At 63.5% G+C, this 15,806-nt stretch carries 12 protein-coding genes; 4 read left to right on the top strand and 8 right to left on the bottom strand.

The genetic code is table 11. From position 1 onward, the window contains the following. Positions 1-436: 436 nt before the first annotated feature. Positions 437-2,941: a penicillin acylase family protein gene (locus C8N32_RS06315; RefSeq protein WP_107891631.1), complete on the bottom strand. Its 2,505-nt coding sequence runs from the start codon at positions 2,939-2,941 to the stop codon at positions 437-439. A 76-nt stretch (positions 2,942-3,017) separates the two neighbouring features. Between C8N32_RS06315 and C8N32_RS06310 the strand changes: the two genes are divergently transcribed. Further along, complete coding sequence (locus tag C8N32_RS06310; protein WP_107891630.1) at positions 3,018-3,902, top strand: NAD(P)-dependent oxidoreductase; 885 nt, start codon at positions 3,018-3,020, stop codon at positions 3,900-3,902. Here the strand turns inward: C8N32_RS06310 and C8N32_RS06305 are convergent. Beyond that, a complete protein-coding gene (locus tag C8N32_RS06305) occupies positions 3,892-4,449 on the bottom strand; it encodes a lipid-binding SYLF domain-containing protein (protein ID WP_107891629.1) in 558 nt (185 codons plus the stop codon). The genes C8N32_RS06310 and C8N32_RS06305 overlap by 11 nt on opposite strands. A 106-nt stretch (positions 4,450-4,555) precedes the next feature. Then, on the bottom strand, positions 4,556-5,557 hold the full coding sequence (hemB, locus tag C8N32_RS06300) for a porphobilinogen synthase (protein WP_107891628.1): 1,002 nt from the start codon (positions 5,555-5,557) through the stop codon (positions 4,556-4,558). Between the two features lie 125 nt (positions 5,558-5,682). Between hemB and C8N32_RS06295 the strand changes: the two genes are divergently transcribed. After that, on the top strand, positions 5,683-6,168 hold the full coding sequence (locus C8N32_RS06295; RefSeq protein ID WP_146159686.1) for a hypothetical protein: 486 nt from the start codon (positions 5,683-5,685) through the stop codon (positions 6,166-6,168). A gap of 32 nt (positions 6,169-6,200) precedes the next feature. Then, the gene (mfd, locus tag C8N32_RS06290; protein ID WP_107891626.1) at positions 6,201-9,635 is read left to right on the top strand and encodes a transcription-repair coupling factor; all 3,435 of its coding nucleotides are present in this window, start codon (positions 6,201-6,203) and stop codon (positions 9,633-9,635) included. Between the two features lie 131 nt (positions 9,636-9,766). On the opposite strand, the gene C8N32_RS06285 is transcribed toward mfd, so the two are convergent. The 3 genes from C8N32_RS06285 to C8N32_RS06275 are packed head-to-tail and all read right to left on the bottom strand — an operon-like array spanning position 9,767 to position 13,144. After that, positions 9,767-10,960: a multidrug effflux MFS transporter gene (locus C8N32_RS06285; RefSeq protein ID WP_107891625.1), complete on the bottom strand. Its 1,194-nt coding sequence runs from the start codon at positions 10,958-10,960 to the stop codon at positions 9,767-9,769. 26 nt (positions 10,961-10,986) lie between these two features. Then, positions 10,987-11,631 (bottom strand): DsbA family oxidoreductase, encoded by a 645-nt coding sequence (locus C8N32_RS06280; RefSeq protein WP_107891624.1) that lies wholly within the window; start codon positions 11,629-11,631, stop codon positions 10,987-10,989. Then, positions 11,618-13,144 (bottom strand): class I adenylate-forming enzyme family protein, encoded by a 1,527-nt coding sequence (locus C8N32_RS06275; protein ID WP_107891623.1) that lies wholly within the window; start codon positions 13,142-13,144, stop codon positions 11,618-11,620. The genes C8N32_RS06280 and C8N32_RS06275 overlap by 14 nt, the downstream gene beginning before the upstream one ends. 69 nt (positions 13,145-13,213) lie before the next feature. Between C8N32_RS06275 and C8N32_RS06270 the strand changes: the two genes are divergently transcribed. Beyond that, entirely contained in the window at positions 13,214-13,837 is a 624-nt protein-coding gene (locus tag C8N32_RS06270; RefSeq protein WP_107891622.1) for a helix-turn-helix domain-containing protein, read from the top strand. 2 nt (positions 13,838-13,839) lie between these two features. Here C8N32_RS06270 and C8N32_RS06265 read toward each other — a convergent pair whose 3' ends face one another. Beyond that, the gene (locus C8N32_RS06265) at positions 13,840-13,947 is read right to left on the bottom strand and encodes an entericidin, EcnA/B family (RefSeq protein WP_107891621.1); all 108 of its coding nucleotides are present in this window, start codon (positions 13,945-13,947) and stop codon (positions 13,840-13,842) included. Beyond that, complete coding sequence (locus C8N32_RS06260; RefSeq protein WP_107891646.1) at positions 13,944-15,779, bottom strand: extracellular solute-binding protein; 1,836 nt, start codon at positions 15,777-15,779, stop codon at positions 13,944-13,946. The genes C8N32_RS06265 and C8N32_RS06260 overlap by 4 nt, the downstream gene beginning before the upstream one ends. Between the last annotated feature and the right edge of the window lie 27 nt (positions 15,780-15,806).

Raw genomic sequence — 15,806 nt, 5'->3', positions numbered from 1 at the left:
ATGTCGTAGTCAGCCTGCCTGCGGCGCAGCGCGACTGACAAGCTCGACCCCCCGGTGAGCACGAGGCACATCGCGAGCTACACCATCAGTTGGGATATCATCCAGGGCAGCAACGTGACCAACCTGCGCTTGCGGCTGCTGGTGACCCCGTGACCCTGACTCCTCCCCGCTACACTCCACACGCGATGGGAGCTGCTGGGCCGTTCCTTAATCAGGCTGCGAAGGGTAAAGCCGATAGGCATGGTTTTGGTGTTGCGCGATATCCCCGGTTCGATGTCCGGTTCAGCTTCAGCTTGCAGGAGGTTCGCTATACGCGCTCGTGTTTCTGACGTATCCTTTACACGCGACACAGACACGGGAAGTATACCCGAACCTGCACGGCAGGGGATAAGAGCCGCCTGATTCGTACCGGAATCGCCAAATATTGGGGTGCAGATCAGTTCATCCCGGCCTGTGTCCTCTCCGTGTTCTGGCGCTGAGCCCCGGCGGGGGTCAATACCGTTATTCCCACGTTTCCGGCCCGCGCCAATGCCGGGTCCAGCGACATCGGGATATATTCCCCGCGTCGCCACAGGTCCCCCAGATTGTCGTAAAACCGGCTGAGCGGATGCCCGGACTGCCCGGTGGCAATGATGAAGACCGAACTGTCCGGATCCGCAAAGTCGTAGACCCCGCGATATCCCGCGCCGTGGACATTGGCAAAGGGGGCATCGCGCGTTCCGGCGGTGGCGGCACGCATCAGCGTGTTGTCGCCCCCGCTGGAGGATTGACGGACGTTCATGAACCAGCGCAGGACAGGCACCCCCCCCAGGACCGTGTGATCGTGCCGGGCCTGGTGCAGGTCGCCCCAACGCAGGCTTTCCAGGCTGCCGCCGGTGTTTTCGCCGATCCAGATCAGGGCGTCGTCAAGTGCGAGGCTGGCCATGTCCTTGCAGGTTTCGCGCGGGCTGGATTGAACGATATCGCACCACGCTGATGCGCCGTCCATGTCGCGGAAGACCCGCTCGATGAACAGCGGCTGAAGACGGGTGAACTCTGCCGTGAGGGGACCCAACTCGTCCTTTACAAGGCGCTCCTGCAAGGCGCGCATCCAGGCGGCGTAAAGGACGGGCTCGGGCATGTGCTCGTTCATTTCACCGTTCCAGTTTGCCAGCAGGTCCAGTGCGCGTTGACGGCGATGCTCCGCGGTTCCCCGTGGGGCGGGTTGCCCTGTAAACCACAGGTCCTGGCCGACCAGCGGCAACAGCGCCCGTGCCGTGAAGCTGACTGTGTCAAGCTGCGCCTCTATGAAGCTTTCGCGCGTGTGCACCTCGCGACTTTGCATCAGGTGGGAAAGGCGCTCAATCCGCTGGGTGTCGCCCCAGTCGAACGAAACATGGAGCGGGAACGGCCGTTCCACCGTTTTGTTGTTGGTGTTCCCGACAATGCCGCTGTCGGGGTTCAGAAAGCGCGGGTTCGCGGAATAGGGCAGGGTTCCCTGCCAGAGGTTTTCTTCCCGCCAGGCGGGCACGGGCAGGCGACCATAGCTTTGTTGCGCCGCATCGCGCTCTGGCATGCGTCCGATCAGTTGCAAGGCGATATTCTTCTGATCCGCCAAAGCAAGATTCTGCGCCGGGCCGATGAACAGCTCCCCGGCCTTCAGGCCCTCTTCCACCGATCCGGCGCGCATCAGATGCATGGCGGCGGTCATGGTCGTATCGGTGCGGTCGTAAATGGTATGGGCCAGGGCCGCGACATGCCCCTCAGGCGTGACGGCGCCAAGATTGAAATGCGATCCTGGCAGGATCGGCCCATTTCCCGACCAACGCAGGGTCACGGTTACTGGCGGTTCATCCTTGATGCGGATAATGGAACCGCGCGTTTCCAGCGGTTTGTATCCCGAGGGGGTCAAAACCTCCTGCGGGTTCTTGGGGTTCAACTTCTCGATGAAAATATCCGAATCGTCCATGTAGGCAGACGTAATTCCCCAGCCGAGTTGCGCGCTGCGACCGCTGAGAACGGCCGGAATGCCGGGAATGGTCCCGCCGATCACGCCACCTGACGCAAGTTCGATACGGGCGAGATACCAGATGGCCGGGGCGGTCAGTTCAAGGTGAGGATCGTTGGCCAGCAGCGTGCCGCCCGTGGCCGCCCGCGCGGGCGCGGCTGCAAAAACGTTGGAAGCACTCCCAAGCCCCCAGTCCCGCAGGGGTGAGAGCGGGTCTTGCGGGAAATTTTGTGCGTACTGACGAGTGACCATACCTGGAAACAGCGCCGCATAGTCCGGCAGTGCCGCCCGCCCTGTTCCGGGAGCATCGGGCAGGATGTCACGCACCCGTTCTTTCGGCAAGGCAAGCGAGACGCGCGCGCGCAAGATTTCGCGTCGGGCATGGGGACCCAGTTGCAAGGCCAGCAGCTTGACCAAGGCGATTGAATCGGCAGGCTGCCAAGGGGCCATCTCATTGGAAAACAGAAAAAACTCCGGCGCACCGCGACCCAGCGCACGGGAATTGACCTCGGCCAGCCAGGCGTTTACCCCTGCGGAGTAAGCATCCAGGGCTGCCCTGGTCCAGTCGTCTTGTGCGGCAACGGAATCCTGCGCGGCTCCGTACAGATCCAGCCGCCGCAAGAGATCGTCGATTTGCAGGGTGCGCCGGCCGAAGACCTCGCTCAAACTGCCCTGTACCGTGCGCCGCATCAGGATCATCTGCCACAGCCGGTCTTGCGCATGGGCAAAGCCCAGGCCAAAGAACACATCCGCGTCGGTCCGGGCAAAGATATGCGGTACGTTCGCCGTATCGCGCACGATCTCCACCGGTCCGGACAGTCCGGCGATGTGGTAGGTCGCGTCGTAGTCGGGCACAGAGCGGCTGGCCAGGACATAGACGGCCGTTACCGTCAGCCCGGCAAGCAGCACAGCCGCCGTGAACAGCCTGACAAGCCAGCGATAAAGCTTTGACATTGCATGCCCTGTTGTTGTTCGGGTTTCTCAGGTACCTAGTTGGGAAACAAGTGTCTTGCAACGTCGGAGGGATGGTATGGCGAAGGTTGCGTTTCTGGGCCTGGGGGTGATGGGGTTTCCGATGGCCGGGCATTTGGTGGCGGCGGGGCACGATGTAACCGTCTACAACCGGACTGGTGCCAAGGCAAAGGAGTGGGTCGCACGCCACCGGGGCCGCTCTGCGCCGACGCCGGGGGCTGCCGTTGAGGGGGCGGAGTTCGTCATGGCCTGCGTTGGCAATGATGACGACCTGCGTGCGATCTGCACCGGGCCGGAGGGGGCCTTTGGCGCAATGCACCGGGGGGCGGTGTTCGTCGACCACACCACCGTTTCCGCCCGTGTCACGCGGGAATTGCATGACAGGGCCACCGGACTTGCCCTTGGTTTTGTGGATGCGCCGGTGTCCGGCGGTCAGGCGGGGGCGGAAAACGGCGCCTTGTCGGTGATGTGCGGCGGTGAGGAAGACGCCTACGCCCGTGTCGAACCTGTGATTGCGGCCTATGCCCGGATTTGCCGCCGGATTGGTGGGCCGGGGGCAGGGCAACTGGCCAAGATGGTCAACCAGATCTGTATTGCCGGTCTGGTTCAGGGCCTTTCCGAAGGGATTCACTTCGCCCAGAAGGCCGGGCTCGACGGGCGCGCGGTGGTTGAAGTCATCAGCCAGGGGGCGGCGGGAAGCTGGCAGATGGTCAACCGATATGAAACAATGCTGGAGGATCGGTTCGATTTCGGCTTCGCCGTGGACTGGATGCGCAAGGATCTGGGAATCTGCCTGGAGGCAGCCGACGAAAATGGCGCCAGCCTGCCGATGACCGCGCTGGTGGACCAGTTCTACAAGGATGTACAAAACATGGGCGGCGGTCGCTGGGATACGTCCAGCCTGATCCGCCGCCTGCGGGCGCTGGATGCGCCTATGGAATGATCCGCGTGTATTTCGTGCCTTCCAGGGTTGCCCCGAAGATCAGTCCGGCCTGGCCGAACACAACGGCAACGATCGGGTCGAGCGCGGTCAGCGTTTCGGCCGAAAGGTTTCCCCCCCGGTCGGGCAGGGCATATTCCATATCCGCCCCCGCGGACCAGCCCAGCCCCCGGCGAAACTCCGCCAATGCTTCGGAAGTCATGAAAAACAGTGCGTGGGCATATTGTTGCGCCCCGATCTGGAGGCCGAAACTCGCCTGCGTGGCGGAGTAATAATCCACCGTCACGTCGTTGATGCGCAGCGCGCCGCGCCCGTAGGCCCCGCCAACGCCAAATCCTGCCTTGGTGATCAGCGGCATGTAAAGAATGCCCTGCGCCTTGTCGGCGAGTTCCCGCGTGGCGGGGTAGCGGGTGAACAGGTAGTCGCGGGTTGCGTCCACGCGGGCCTCGATCGTCGAGGCGCCGGTACTGCCGATGCCGTTCCCGCACGCACCCAGCGCCGTAACGGCGCCCAGCCCGGCGATGAATCCGCGGCGGTTGGAGATGTTCATGGTTTTGTTCCGTTTTTGCCTGTGAAACTGCCTTTGAAGAGTATACGCCCACTGGCCGCGCCTGTCACCGGCCAAGGGCAGGGCGGGCAAAAGCCCGCCGTCACGCTCACCCCTTTTTCAGGTTCCGTGCAACCGCCGGGGCGAAATAGGTCAGGATGCCGTCACAACCCGCGCGCTTGAAGGCCAGAAGGCTTTCCATCATCACTTTTTCGCCGTCCAGCCATCCATTGGCCACCGCCGACTGTAGCATCGCGTATTCACCCGAGACCTGGTAGGCATAGGTCGGTACGGCGAATTCGTCCTTTACGCGGCGGCAGATATCCAGGTAGGGCATGCCGGGCTTGACCATCACCATGTCGGCACCTTCCATCAGATCCCGTTCGATCAGGCGCAGGGCCTCGTCGGAATTGGCCGGGTCCATCTGGTAGGTCTTCTTGTCGCCGGTCAGCGCCCCCGAGGCCCCGACCGCATCGCGGAACGGCCCGTAGAAGGCACTGGCGTATTTCGCCGAATAACTCAGGATCGCCACGTTGCAGTGGCCCGCGGCCTCCAGCGCGCGGCGCATGGCGCCGATGCGGCCGTCCATCATGTCCGAGGGGCCAAGAATGTCCGCCCCGGCCTCGGCCTGGGCGAGCGCCATTCTGACCAGCGCCTCGACGGTTTCGTCATTCACGATCACCCCGTCGCGGACGATGCCGTCATGGCCGTTGGCATTGTAAGGATCCAGTGCGATATCGGTCATTACCGCGATGTCGGGAACCGCCTGCTTGATCGCGCGGATGGTACGGTTCGAAATGTTGTCCGGATTCCAAGCCTCTTCGCAGGTCTCTGTTTTCAGCGACGGGTCCGTATAGGGAAACAGGCAGATCGCCGGGATGCCCAGTTCCTGCGCCTCCCGCGCGGCTTCTACTGCGCGGTCCACCGACAGGCGCGACACCCCCGGCATCGAGGGGACGGGCTCCACCACGCCTTCGCCCTCGCGGATGAAAATCGGCCAGATCAGGTCCTCGGCGGTCAGCGTGTTTTCGCGCGTCAGGCCGCGCAGCGCCTCGGACTTGCGCAGGCGGCGCAGGCGGTGGCTGGGAAAGGGGGCGACGGTTGGGCGCATTTCGGGCTCCTTTGGGCTTTTGCAAGGGGGTGCCACGGATCGCGGGCATTCTCAAGGGTGGGAATCGTCCCACTCCGGCGCTAGATTGCCTGCACCCACCAGAGGAATTCCACCCCTTGGATCTGTTGCAATTTCTTGAAACATCTTCTTTTTCAACTCCTTGGTACTGGGCGGCGATGGCGCTGATGTGGTGGCGCGCAGGCGCGCAGGTGCTGGGCGTTCCGCGCAACGTGATCGGCCGGCACCCTGATGAGGCCCGTGCCCGTCTGGACAGCGCGCTGGACCGGTTGCGAAGGCAGGGTGCGGCCAGCGGTGTCTGGTTGGCGGCGGGCGGCGGGTTTGCCGTGGCGCTTGTGGGTGTGCTGGGCTTCGGGGGTGGTCTGGAACTCTTGCAGGCGCTTTTCTTTCTGCTTGTGCCGATGTGGCTGGCCTGGCTGATGGACCTGTCCGCGGCGCATCTCTTCGCCTGCCGAATGCCCGAAGGGCGGGCGCTTCGCCGGGCACTCTGGCGGCATAGGCTTTACGTGCAGACGGTCGCGACCGTTTTCGTGGTACTCGCCGTGCTGTGGGCCATGTTCGCCCAAACCCAGGCAAGCGTTCTTGGTGCTTGACTCCGGGGGCGTGTTGCCTAACTCACCGGCGCATGTCCCAGCCTGAGCATATCACCGCCGGTGGCGCCCCCGAAGGGTACGATGCCCGCCTTCTTGCCCGCGAGTTGAAGACCCGTGGCGCCCCTGTCATTCACGTCGCCCGCGACGACAAGCGCCTGGCCGCGATGCGGGCCGCGCTGACATTCTTTGCGCCCGAGGCCGTGGTGCTGGAATTTCCCGCATGGGACTGTCTGCCCTTTGATCGCGTTTCGCCCAATGCCGATATCGAGGCCACGCGCATGGCCACGCTGGCGGCGCTGGCCCGCGGGTTTCCGGGGCCGTTTCTGCTGCTGACGACCCTGAACGCCGCGACCCAGCGCCTGCCCGCGCGTGAGGTGCTGCGGGGGGCGGCGTTCTCGGCGCGGGTGGGCCAACAGGTGAATGAGCAGGACTTGCGCGGTTTTCTGGTGCGGATGGGGTTTTCACAGGCACCCACGGTGTTGGAGCCGGGGGATTATGCCATCCGCGGCGGCATCGTCGATGTCTTTCCGCCGGGGCAAGAGGCCCCCGTGCGGCTGGATTTCTTCGGCGATGTTCTGGATGGGGCGCGCCGTTTCGACCCTGCCACCCAGCGCACGACCCGGACCCTTGACGCGATCGAGATGGCGCCGGTGTCCGAGGTGATCCTGGACGAGTCGGCCATCACGCGATTCCGGCAGAATTACCGCATCGAGTTCGGGGCGGCGGGCACCGATGATCCGCTGTACGAATCCATCAGTGCGGGGCGCAAGCCGGCCGGGGCGGAACACTGGCTGCCCTTTTTCCACGACCGGCTGGAAACCTTGTTCGACTACCTGCCGGGGGCAACGGTTTATCTCGACGACCAGACCACGCCTGTACGTCTGAGCCGGTGGGAAAGCATCGAGGACCAGTACGATACCCGCCGTGAGGCGATGAAGGCAAAAAACCGGATTGATACGGTCTACAAGCCATGCCCGCCGGAACTGCTTTATCTTGATGACATCGCGTGGTCCAAGGCCATGGCCAAGCACCGCGTTGTTCAGATGGTGCCTCTGGTGCAGGGCAGCGGGCCGGGTGTGATCGATGCGGGCGGGCGCATCGGGCGTAATTTTTCCCCCGAGAGAAAACTTGAAAACACAAATCTTTTCAAATCACTAAAGGACCATATTCAGGAAAAAGCCAAAGATGGGTCCGTTGTCGTGGCCTGCTATTCCGATGGCGCGCGGGAGCGGCTTTCCGGCCTGCTGGAGGATGAGGGGCTGACCGGGGTCCGCCTTGCACGCGACATCCGCGATGTGACATCTTCTTCCGGCGTTCAGCTTGTGGTCTGGGCGCTGGAGCATGGCTTTGAAGGGCCGGACCTGACGGTCATTTCCGAGCAGGACGTTTTGGGAGACCGCCTGATCCGTGCCCCGAAAAAACGCCGCCGGGCGGAAAACTTCCTGACCGAAACGCAATCCCTTACCCCCGGCGATCTGGTCGTGCATGTCGAACACGGGGTAGGGCGCTTTACCGGGCTGGAGACCATCACCGCCGCAGGGGCGCCGCATGAGTGCATCGCACTGGAATATGCGGGCGGCGACCGCCTGTTCTTGCCGGTTGAGAATATCGAACTTCTGACCCGCTATGGCCATGAGGAAGGCCTGCTGGACAAGCTGGGCGGCGGTGCATGGCAGGCGAAGAAGGCAAAGCTGAAGGAACGTATCCGCCAGATTGCCGATAAGCTGATCCGTGTCGCGGCAGAGCGTGCCTTGCGCCGCGCGCCCATTCTGGAACCCGCCCACCCGATATGGGAGGCCTTTTGCGCCCGTTTCCCTTACCAGGAAACCGATGACCAGTTGTCCGCCATTGCAGATGTGCTTGGCGATCTTGGCGCGGGGCATCCGATGGATCGCCTGGTGTGCGGCGATGTGGGGTTCGGCAAGACCGAAATTGCCATGCGCGCCGCCTTCGTCGCCGCGATGGCGGGGACCCAGGTGGCGGTCATCGCGCCCACGACGCTGCTCGCCCGTCAACACGCCCTGAGCTTCGCCGAACGGTTCCGCGGTTTTCCGCTGGAGGTGCGTCAGCTGTCGCGTTTTGTCAGCTCCGGGCAGGCCGCCGATACCCGTGCCGGGCTGGCGGAGGGGACCGTGGATATTTGCATCGGCACCCATGCGCTCCTGGCCAGAAATATCCGGTTCCGCAATCTTGGCCTTCTGATCGTCGATGAGGAGCAGCACTTCGGCGTCTCACACAAGGAACGACTGAAGCAGTTGCGCAGCGATGTCCATGTCCTGACACTGACGGCGACACCGATCCCCCGGACCTTGCAGATGAGCCTGACCGGCGTGCGCGACCTGTCCATCATCGCGACGCCACCGGTCGACCGTCTGGCGATTCGCACCTATGTGTCGGAGTTCGACGCCGTCACCGTGCGGGAGGCCCTGCTGCGCGAGCATTACCGGGGCGGGCAAAGCTTTTACGTCGTTCCCCGTATCACGGACCTGCCGGAGATCGAGGATTTCCTTGCCACGCATGTTCCAGAGGTCAGCTTTGTCACCGCACATGGACAGATGGCGGCAGGGGAGCTCGACGACCGCATGAACGCCTTTTACGACGGCAAATACGATGTGCTTCTGGCGACGACCATCGTGGAATCGGGGCTGGATATTCCCACCGCCAACACGATGATCGTGCATCGGGCGGACATGTTCGGCCTGGCGCAGCTATACCAGATCCGGGGGCGGGTGGGGCGTTCGAAAACCCGTGCCTACGCTTATCTCACCACCAGGCCGCGTGTGCCGCTGACCCCGCAAGCCCGCAAACGCCTGCGCGTGCTGGGCAGCCTTGACACGCTGGGCGCGGGATTCACGCTGGCCAGCCAGGATCTCGACATCCGTGGCGCCGGGAACCTCGTGGGGGAAGAACAGTCCGGCCATGTCCGCGAGGTGGGGTTCGAACTCTATCAGTCCATGCTGGAAGAGGCGATTGCCAGGATCAAGGCCGGAGAGATGGACGGCCTGACCGAGGCCGACGACCAGTGGGCACCGCAGATCAATCTGGGCGTTCCGGTGCTGATCCCCGAGGATTACGTGCCCGATCTTGATGTGCGCCTTGGGCTTTACCGCCGCCTTTCCTCGCTTTCGAGCAAGGTGGAACTGGAGGGCTTTGCCGCGGAACTCATCGACCGGTTCGGCAAACTGCCCAGAGAGGTCAACACCCTGCTTCTGATCGTGCGTATCAAGGCGATGTGCAAGCGGGCGGGTATTGCGCGGCTTGATGGCGGACCGAAAGGCGCAACGATCCAGTTCCACAATGACAAGTTCGCCAACCCCGCCGGGCTGGTGGAGTTCGTACAGGGGCAGGGCAGCCTGGCGAAGATCAGAGACAACCGGGTCATCCTGCGCCGGGACTGGAAAAAGGACAGCGACAAGATCAGGGGGGCTTTTGCCATCGCACGCGATCTGGCCGAAAAGGTGAAGTAGGGTCTTTCGACGGATGGCCCCCTGGTCTTCCGGGGTGCTTTACCCCCAGAATCTGTGGAGACATCTGTGGATGAATGCCTGATCGCCTTGCAGGCTTGAAGATTGTCGGATTGCCTGAAAATCAGGCAGTTTCAGCGCCCCGGCAGAGCGCGCATCAGGATGAACCCGGTGGTGGTGCAGGCCAGGACCCCCGTCATCAGCGGCAGTGGCGTGCCATCGAAGGCGAGCCCGATCGGGATGGCCACCAGGACCGAGCCTACGGTCGACAACGCCCCGACGACAGAGGCTGCCGTGCCCGCGATATGCCCCATGGGTTCCAGGGCCAGAGCGTTGAGATTGCCAAGGACAAGACCCGCCATGAAAAAGACGCCTGCGGTCCAAAGAAGATAGGCCGGAAAGGTCAGGGTTTCGGGTATCAGACCAAGCATGGTCGCCCCCGCCATGCCACCGGAAAGAAGAATCTGCGCTGCCAGCGTTACCGTCACGAGATACCGCATCCCCAGCCTCACGACCAAAACCGCGTTAAGCACGCTGGCAGTCCCCGCCAGCAGGGCAATCAGCGCGAACCAGAGCGGAAAGCTTTCCCCCCTGCCGAAGGTGACGTCAAACACCTGCTGGGTGGACGAAAGCGTACCAAAGAGGGTCGCGTAGGCCAGCGCCTGTACGGCGATAGTCATCGTCACCATGCGGTTTCTCAGGATTTCGCGGGTGGCCGCCCAGATCGGCGCGAAGGAAAGCGGGCGGCGACGCTCAGGCGGAAGGGTTTCAGGCTGGCGCAGGGCGAGCCACCCCACCGAGAGCGCGGAAAAAACCACGAAAACCAGAAAGATCGCCCGCCAGCCCGCCGTTGCAATGATGACAGATCCCAGAAGCGGAGCAATGGCAGGCACCAGCGTAAATACCATCATCGCAAAGCTGACGATGCGCGCCATGTATCGTCCCGCATAAAGATCGCGCACCATGGCCAGTGCGACGATCCGCGGAGCGGCGGCCCCGAATCCCATTACCGTCCGTGCGGCAAGCATGGTTTCAAGGCTCTGGGCGAAGAATGCGGCCAAAGTCGCCAGAACATAAAGCCCAGCCCCCCCAACGATTACCGTCTTGCGGCCAAAGCTGTCGGATAACGGCCCGGCCAGGAAGGTACCGCACCCGATGCCGAAGACGAAACCGGTGATGACAAGCTGCGCCCGGTTCGGGGCCTGCGCGGTCAGATCCTGTGCGATCTCGGGCAGGGCAGGCAGCATGGCGTCGATCGACAGTGCCACCGTGGCCATCAGCATCGCGGTCAGCGCAACGAACTCGGTCCGGGAGAGGCGGTTTTCCATGGCGGGCCTCGCCCCTCACAGGGGGATCAATGTATCTGGCCCGGCGGGGCGGTGAGTTCCGCGATAACCTGCTCCCACAACACGGTGGGTTGCGCCCCGCTGAGCACATGGGTGTTCGCGACAATGAAGGTCGGCACGCCGGTGATGCCGCGTTGCCGGGCATGGGAATCGCGGTTGCGGATGGTGTCCTTGTCGGCCTCCCCGTCCAGAAGCCGGGCGACAACCGTACCGTCCATACCCGCGCGCTGCGCGATGGCGGTCAGGGCCTCGGGCGTGCCGATATCGGTTCCGTTCAGGAAATAACCTTCCAGGAGGAAAGACATCACGGCCTGCTGGCGCCCTTCGATGCCGGCCCAGTGCAGAAGACGATGTGCATCCAGGGTATTCGGCGTGCGGGTGATGCGGGACCAGTCGATCTTCAGCCCGTCCTGACGGGCGTGATGGTCGATCTCCGAATACACCTTCACCGCGTTTTCCCGAGAGCCGAACTTGGCCGTCAGATAATCCGCCCTGTCCATACCGCTGGCGGGCATCGCGGGGTTCAGTTGAAACGGATGCCACGCGATGGTGAAGGGGTGGTCGGGATGCGTGGCGAGCGCCGCGTCCAGCCGGCGTTTCCCGATCAGGCACCAGGGGCAGATCGGATCGGCAAAGATATCAAGCGCGATCATGGGCGGCCTCGTATGTCTGCCGGATCAGGCGGCGGTTGAGCTTGTTGTTCGCGCCCTTGGGCAGGTGTTCCATGTGTATGTAAAGACGCGGCTGCTTGTAGCGGGCCAGGCGTTCCCCGGCAAAGGCGCGCAGAATCTCGGGCGCGGTTTCTTCGCCGGTGTAAAAGGCGGCGATAACGGTTGTATCGGCCTTGACGGTGACCTCGGTCGCGGCAACCTCCGAGATGGCGGGATGATCCAGCAAAGCGCGCTCCACCTCGATGGGAGAAACCCGCACACCTCCGGCATTGAGCATGTCGTCTCCGCGGCCCAGATAGGTGATCGCGCCGTCTTCGGCCATCTCCACCATGTCGCCTGTCAGAAACCATTCGCCGTCAAAGCGGTGGCGGGCCTCCGCCTCGGCGCGCAGGTAGCCCAGCATCATGCCCGGGTCGCGGGCAGAAATGGCAAGCTGCCCGGTCTCTCCCCGCCGGACAGGCGCATGTTCGGGGCCGAGTACGGCGATGCGCCGCCCCGGTTGCGGATACCCGCTCGTGGCGGCCGGGGCGGGGCGCTGCGGGCTGCCGGAAATGAAGGTGGAACATTCCGACATGCCCAGCGCCTCATACACCTCGGTTCCGGTGGCCGCCCGCCATGCGGTCCGGGTTGCCTCAGGCAGTTTTTCGCCCGCCGACAGGCCGTGGCGCAGTTTGGAAAAGGAAATTTGCAGCGGCTCTTTCAGCATTTGCCGGTAAACGCCGGGGGCGGCGGCGAAAATCGTTGCGTCATGACGCTTGAGCAACAGCGGAAGCGTCGACGGTGAAACCCCCTCCGCCGGGATCAGCGCCGTCGCCCCGACAGACCACGGGTCCATCAGGCCGGTGCCCAGGGTGAAGGTCCAGTTGAATGCCCCGGCGTGGAGCAGGCGGTCCTCCCCGGTCAGGTCATACCAGCCCTGCCACATCATCCGCCGCGCCCAGATCGCCCGATGCGCATGGATCACTCCGCGGGGGCGCCCCGATGTCCCGGAGGTGTACACGACATAGGCCGGGCGATCCGCCCCGCCCATGTCATAACAACCGGGGGCATGTTCGAAGAGGGCGCGCAAGCCATCCAGATACAGCAGCGGCGCACTGCCCTCGGGCACCGCGATACCGGGACCGGCGATGACAAGTTCGGGCTCGATCTCATGGGAGAGCCTGGTGATTTCAGGCGTGGTGAGCTGCGGCGATGTCGGTACCGGGATGATCCCCGCGGCGATGCAGCCAAGATAGGCGATGGGAAATTCCACCCCGTTGCCCAACCGCAGCAACACATGCCCCCCCGGAGCGACCCCGCGCGCTGTCAGGCCACCTGCAACGCCCAGAACGGCACGTTCCAGCCGGGCATAGCTCCAGCGGTCGGCATGGGCGGCGCCGATGACGGCAAGGGCGACCTTGTCGGGAGTGCGGCGCGCGGCGGCCAGCACGTAAGCGGCAAGGTTGAACGGGGCGGGGCAGGGCGCGAAGGCGCCTTCATCGAACACGGCTTCCATGGGATGATCTGCTAGCCTTGGCCCAAGATTGTTGCAAGGGGGCATTGGCGGCGCTATGTCCGGTGAACCATGGAGGACCAGCGATCAACCAGTTTCATCAGTCTTGCGCGTGCCGATGGCAGTGAGCCGGGCGCCGAGCCGGTGGATCTTGGCCAGCGTGTGCGGGAGTTGCGCACCGACAAGGGCTGGACGCTGGAACAGGCGGCAACGCGGGCGGGGCTGGCGCGTTCGACGCTCTCGAAGATCGAGAACGGACAGATGTCCCCCACCTACGATGCGCTGAAAAAACTGGCCGAGGGGTTGGGAATTTCGGTGCCGCAGCTTTTCACCCCGCCCCGGCTGGGGCAGGCGAACGGGCGTATGGCCGTTACGCGATCCGGGGAGGGGGCGGCCCATGCCACCGCAACCTATGAACATGAATTGCTGGCCGGGGCGCTGACGCGCAAGCACATGCTGCCCTATCGCACGCGCGTCCGGGCCCGTGCTGCCGATGAATTCAAAGGCTGGGTCCGCCATGACGGGGAGGAATTCCTGCTGGTTCTGACGGGTGCGATCCGGCTTTACACCGAGTTTTACGCCCCGATCGAGATGCGCCGGGGCGATAGTGCCTATTACGACGCGGCCATGGGGCATAACGTGGTGTCGATTTCCGAGGAGGACGCCACCATCCTGTGGGTGACGTCGCTGGTGTGAATTTACATATCGCGCACCGCGCGGGCCCCGGCGGAAATGTCCTTTCCGATCCCTTCCACCGTGGAACAGGCCGCCAGGCCAAGAAGCGCAATCAACAGGAAGCGTTTCATTCTCGGTTCTCCTCGGACCACCAGACATCGGGCAAAAAACCCACCCAGTCGCCATAGACCGGAAGCGTCTCCGGGTAGCGCAGCCGCGCGGAATGGGCAAGTCGTGAAACCGGGGAATACCAGATGGGAATGACGTAGCGTCCGGTTGTCAGCACCCGGTCCAGCGCGCGGGCGGCGGCGATGAAGTCCTCCTGTGCGTGGGCGGTCAGCAGAACGTCGATCATCGCTTCGGCGGCGGGGTTGTCCATGCCCATCAGGTTCCCGGTGCCCGGCGTGGTAACCCCCTCCGCCCCCCAGTAGAGCCGCTGTTCCGTTCCGGGAGAAAGCGACATGGTGCGCAGGTAGAACGTCATGTCGAAATCGTAGCTGTCGGTACGCTCTGCGTATTGGGCGTTGTCGATCGCGGTGACTTGCGGCGCGATGCCAAGCCGCTCCAACCCTTGGGCGAAGATATCCACGATCTGCTGGGTTTCTGTGTCGCCCTGACGCAGCAGGATTTCGAAGGTGAAGGCTGTCCCTGTCGCATTGCGCAGCACGCCGCGCTCATCGACATGCCAGCCTGCCTCCTCCAGCAGCGCAAAGGCCCGCCGCAGGTTGCGCCGGTTCGAGGCCCGCCCGTCGGAAACCGGCAGTGCGTATCCCTCCAGCGCGCCGGGTAGCAGGGCCGCGGCATATGGCACAAGGAGTTCGCGGACGCGGCCTTCCGCCGGACCGGGGCGCATGGCAAGCACCGAATTCGAGAAATAGGACTGAATACGGGGCATCTTGCTGCCGGTAAGGGTGGCATTGATGAATTCGAAATTGAACGCGTGCAGCATCGCATCGCGCACGCGCCAGTCCGCAAAAACGGGGCGGCGGGTGTTCATCACGAGCCCGTGGATCCCGGAGGGACGCTGATGCGGGATTTCGGCCTTGATGACCTTGCCCATGGCGACAGCGGGAAAGTCGTAGGCGGTTTCCCATTTCGCGGCGCTGGGTTCGCGGTAAACATCGACCAGCCCGGCGCGAAAAGCCTCGAATGCGACATCGGCATCGCCGAAAAACTCATACCGAAGTTCGTCGAGATTGTACTTGCCCCGGTTAAGGGGCAGGTCGCGCCCCCAATAATCGGGGTTGCGGCGCAAGGTCAGGTGGCGGCCGGGTTCGAACGTGTCCACCATATAAGGCCCCGCGCCGATGGGGACCTCCAGCCCGCTTTGGGCGAATGCACGCCCTTCCCACTGGGCTTTCTTCAGCACGGGCCGCAGGCCAAGGATCAGCGGCAACTCCCGGTCGGGGCGGGCGAAGCTCAGGCGCAGGGTGCGGGGGCCGGTGGCTTCGGCGCGCGCGATCTTTTTCCACGCCCCGATATAGCGGGGATGGCCCTCGGTCCCCAGAGTCTCGAAGGACCACAGTACATCTTCCACCGTGACGGGGGAGCCGTCGGAAAAGCGGGCCTCCGGACGCAGGGTGAATTCCACCCAGGAGCGATCCGGAGGTGTGGTGATCGATTCGGCCAGAAGACCATAGAGCGTGAAAGGTTCCGCCCAAGAGTAGTCCAGCAGGGTGTCATAGCCCAACATTCTCATTCCCCAGGGCGCGGTGCCTTTCAGGATGAAAGGATTGAGGCTGTCGAACCCTCCGATCTCGGCGAATGTGATCCGTCCGCCCTTGGGCGCGTCGGGGTTCACATAGGGCAGGGACACAAAATCAGGTGGCAGCGCGGGGTCGCCGTACATAGCTATGCCATGTTCCGGCGCGGCACGGGCAAGGCCGCAGGTGATTCCCCCAATCAGAAACACACCCAAAAGAAGAGTTGCAGCTTTGCAACGCGCGAAAAGATTCGATGCCATTTCCATGCCTGTGCTGCCTTTTGTTGC

Origin of the sequence: Rhodovulum imhoffii, from assembly GCF_003046545.1 — a bacterium.
Classification (GTDB): domain Bacteria; phylum Pseudomonadota; class Alphaproteobacteria; order Rhodobacterales; family Rhodobacteraceae; genus Rhodovulum; species Rhodovulum imhoffii.
Note: the sequence above shows the minus strand (reverse complement) of the source record. Positions and strands in the feature narration are given on the sequence as shown.

What these genes read in the sequence shown, in the direction of transcription:
- C8N32_RS06315 (WP_107891631.1), bottom strand. Translation starts at nt 2,941, where the DNA reads ATGTCAAAGCTTTATCGCTGGCTTGTCAGGCTGTTCACGGCGGCTGTG.
- C8N32_RS06310 (WP_107891630.1), top strand. Translation starts at nt 3,018, where the DNA reads ATGGCGAAGGTTGCGTTTCTGGGCCTGGGGGTGATGGGGTTTCCGATG.
- C8N32_RS06305 (WP_107891629.1), bottom strand. Translation starts at nt 4,449, where the DNA reads ATGAACATCTCCAACCGCCGCGGATTCATCGCCGGGCTGGGCGCCGTT.
- hemB (WP_107891628.1), bottom strand. Translation starts at nt 5,557, where the DNA reads ATGCGCCCAACCGTCGCCCCCTTTCCCAGCCACCGCCTGCGCCGCCTG.
- mfd (WP_107891626.1), top strand. Translation starts at nt 6,201, where the DNA reads ATGTCCCAGCCTGAGCATATCACCGCCGGTGGCGCCCCCGAAGGGTAC.
- C8N32_RS06285 (WP_107891625.1), bottom strand. Translation starts at nt 10,960, where the DNA reads ATGGAAAACCGCCTCTCCCGGACCGAGTTCGTTGCGCTGACCGCGATG.
- C8N32_RS06280 (WP_107891624.1), bottom strand. Translation starts at nt 11,631, where the DNA reads ATGATCGCGCTTGATATCTTTGCCGATCCGATCTGCCCCTGGTGCCTG.
- C8N32_RS06275 (WP_107891623.1), bottom strand. Translation starts at nt 13,144, where the DNA reads ATGGAAGCCGTGTTCGATGAAGGCGCCTTCGCGCCCTGCCCCGCCCCG.
- C8N32_RS06270 (WP_107891622.1), top strand. Translation starts at nt 13,214, where the DNA reads ATGGAGGACCAGCGATCAACCAGTTTCATCAGTCTTGCGCGTGCCGAT.
- C8N32_RS06265 (WP_107891621.1), bottom strand. Translation starts at nt 13,947, where the DNA reads ATGAAACGCTTCCTGTTGATTGCGCTTCTTGGCCTGGCGGCCTGTTCC.
- C8N32_RS06260 (WP_107891646.1), bottom strand. Translation starts at nt 15,779, where the DNA reads ATGGCATCGAATCTTTTCGCGCGTTGCAAAGCTGCAACTCTTCTTTTG.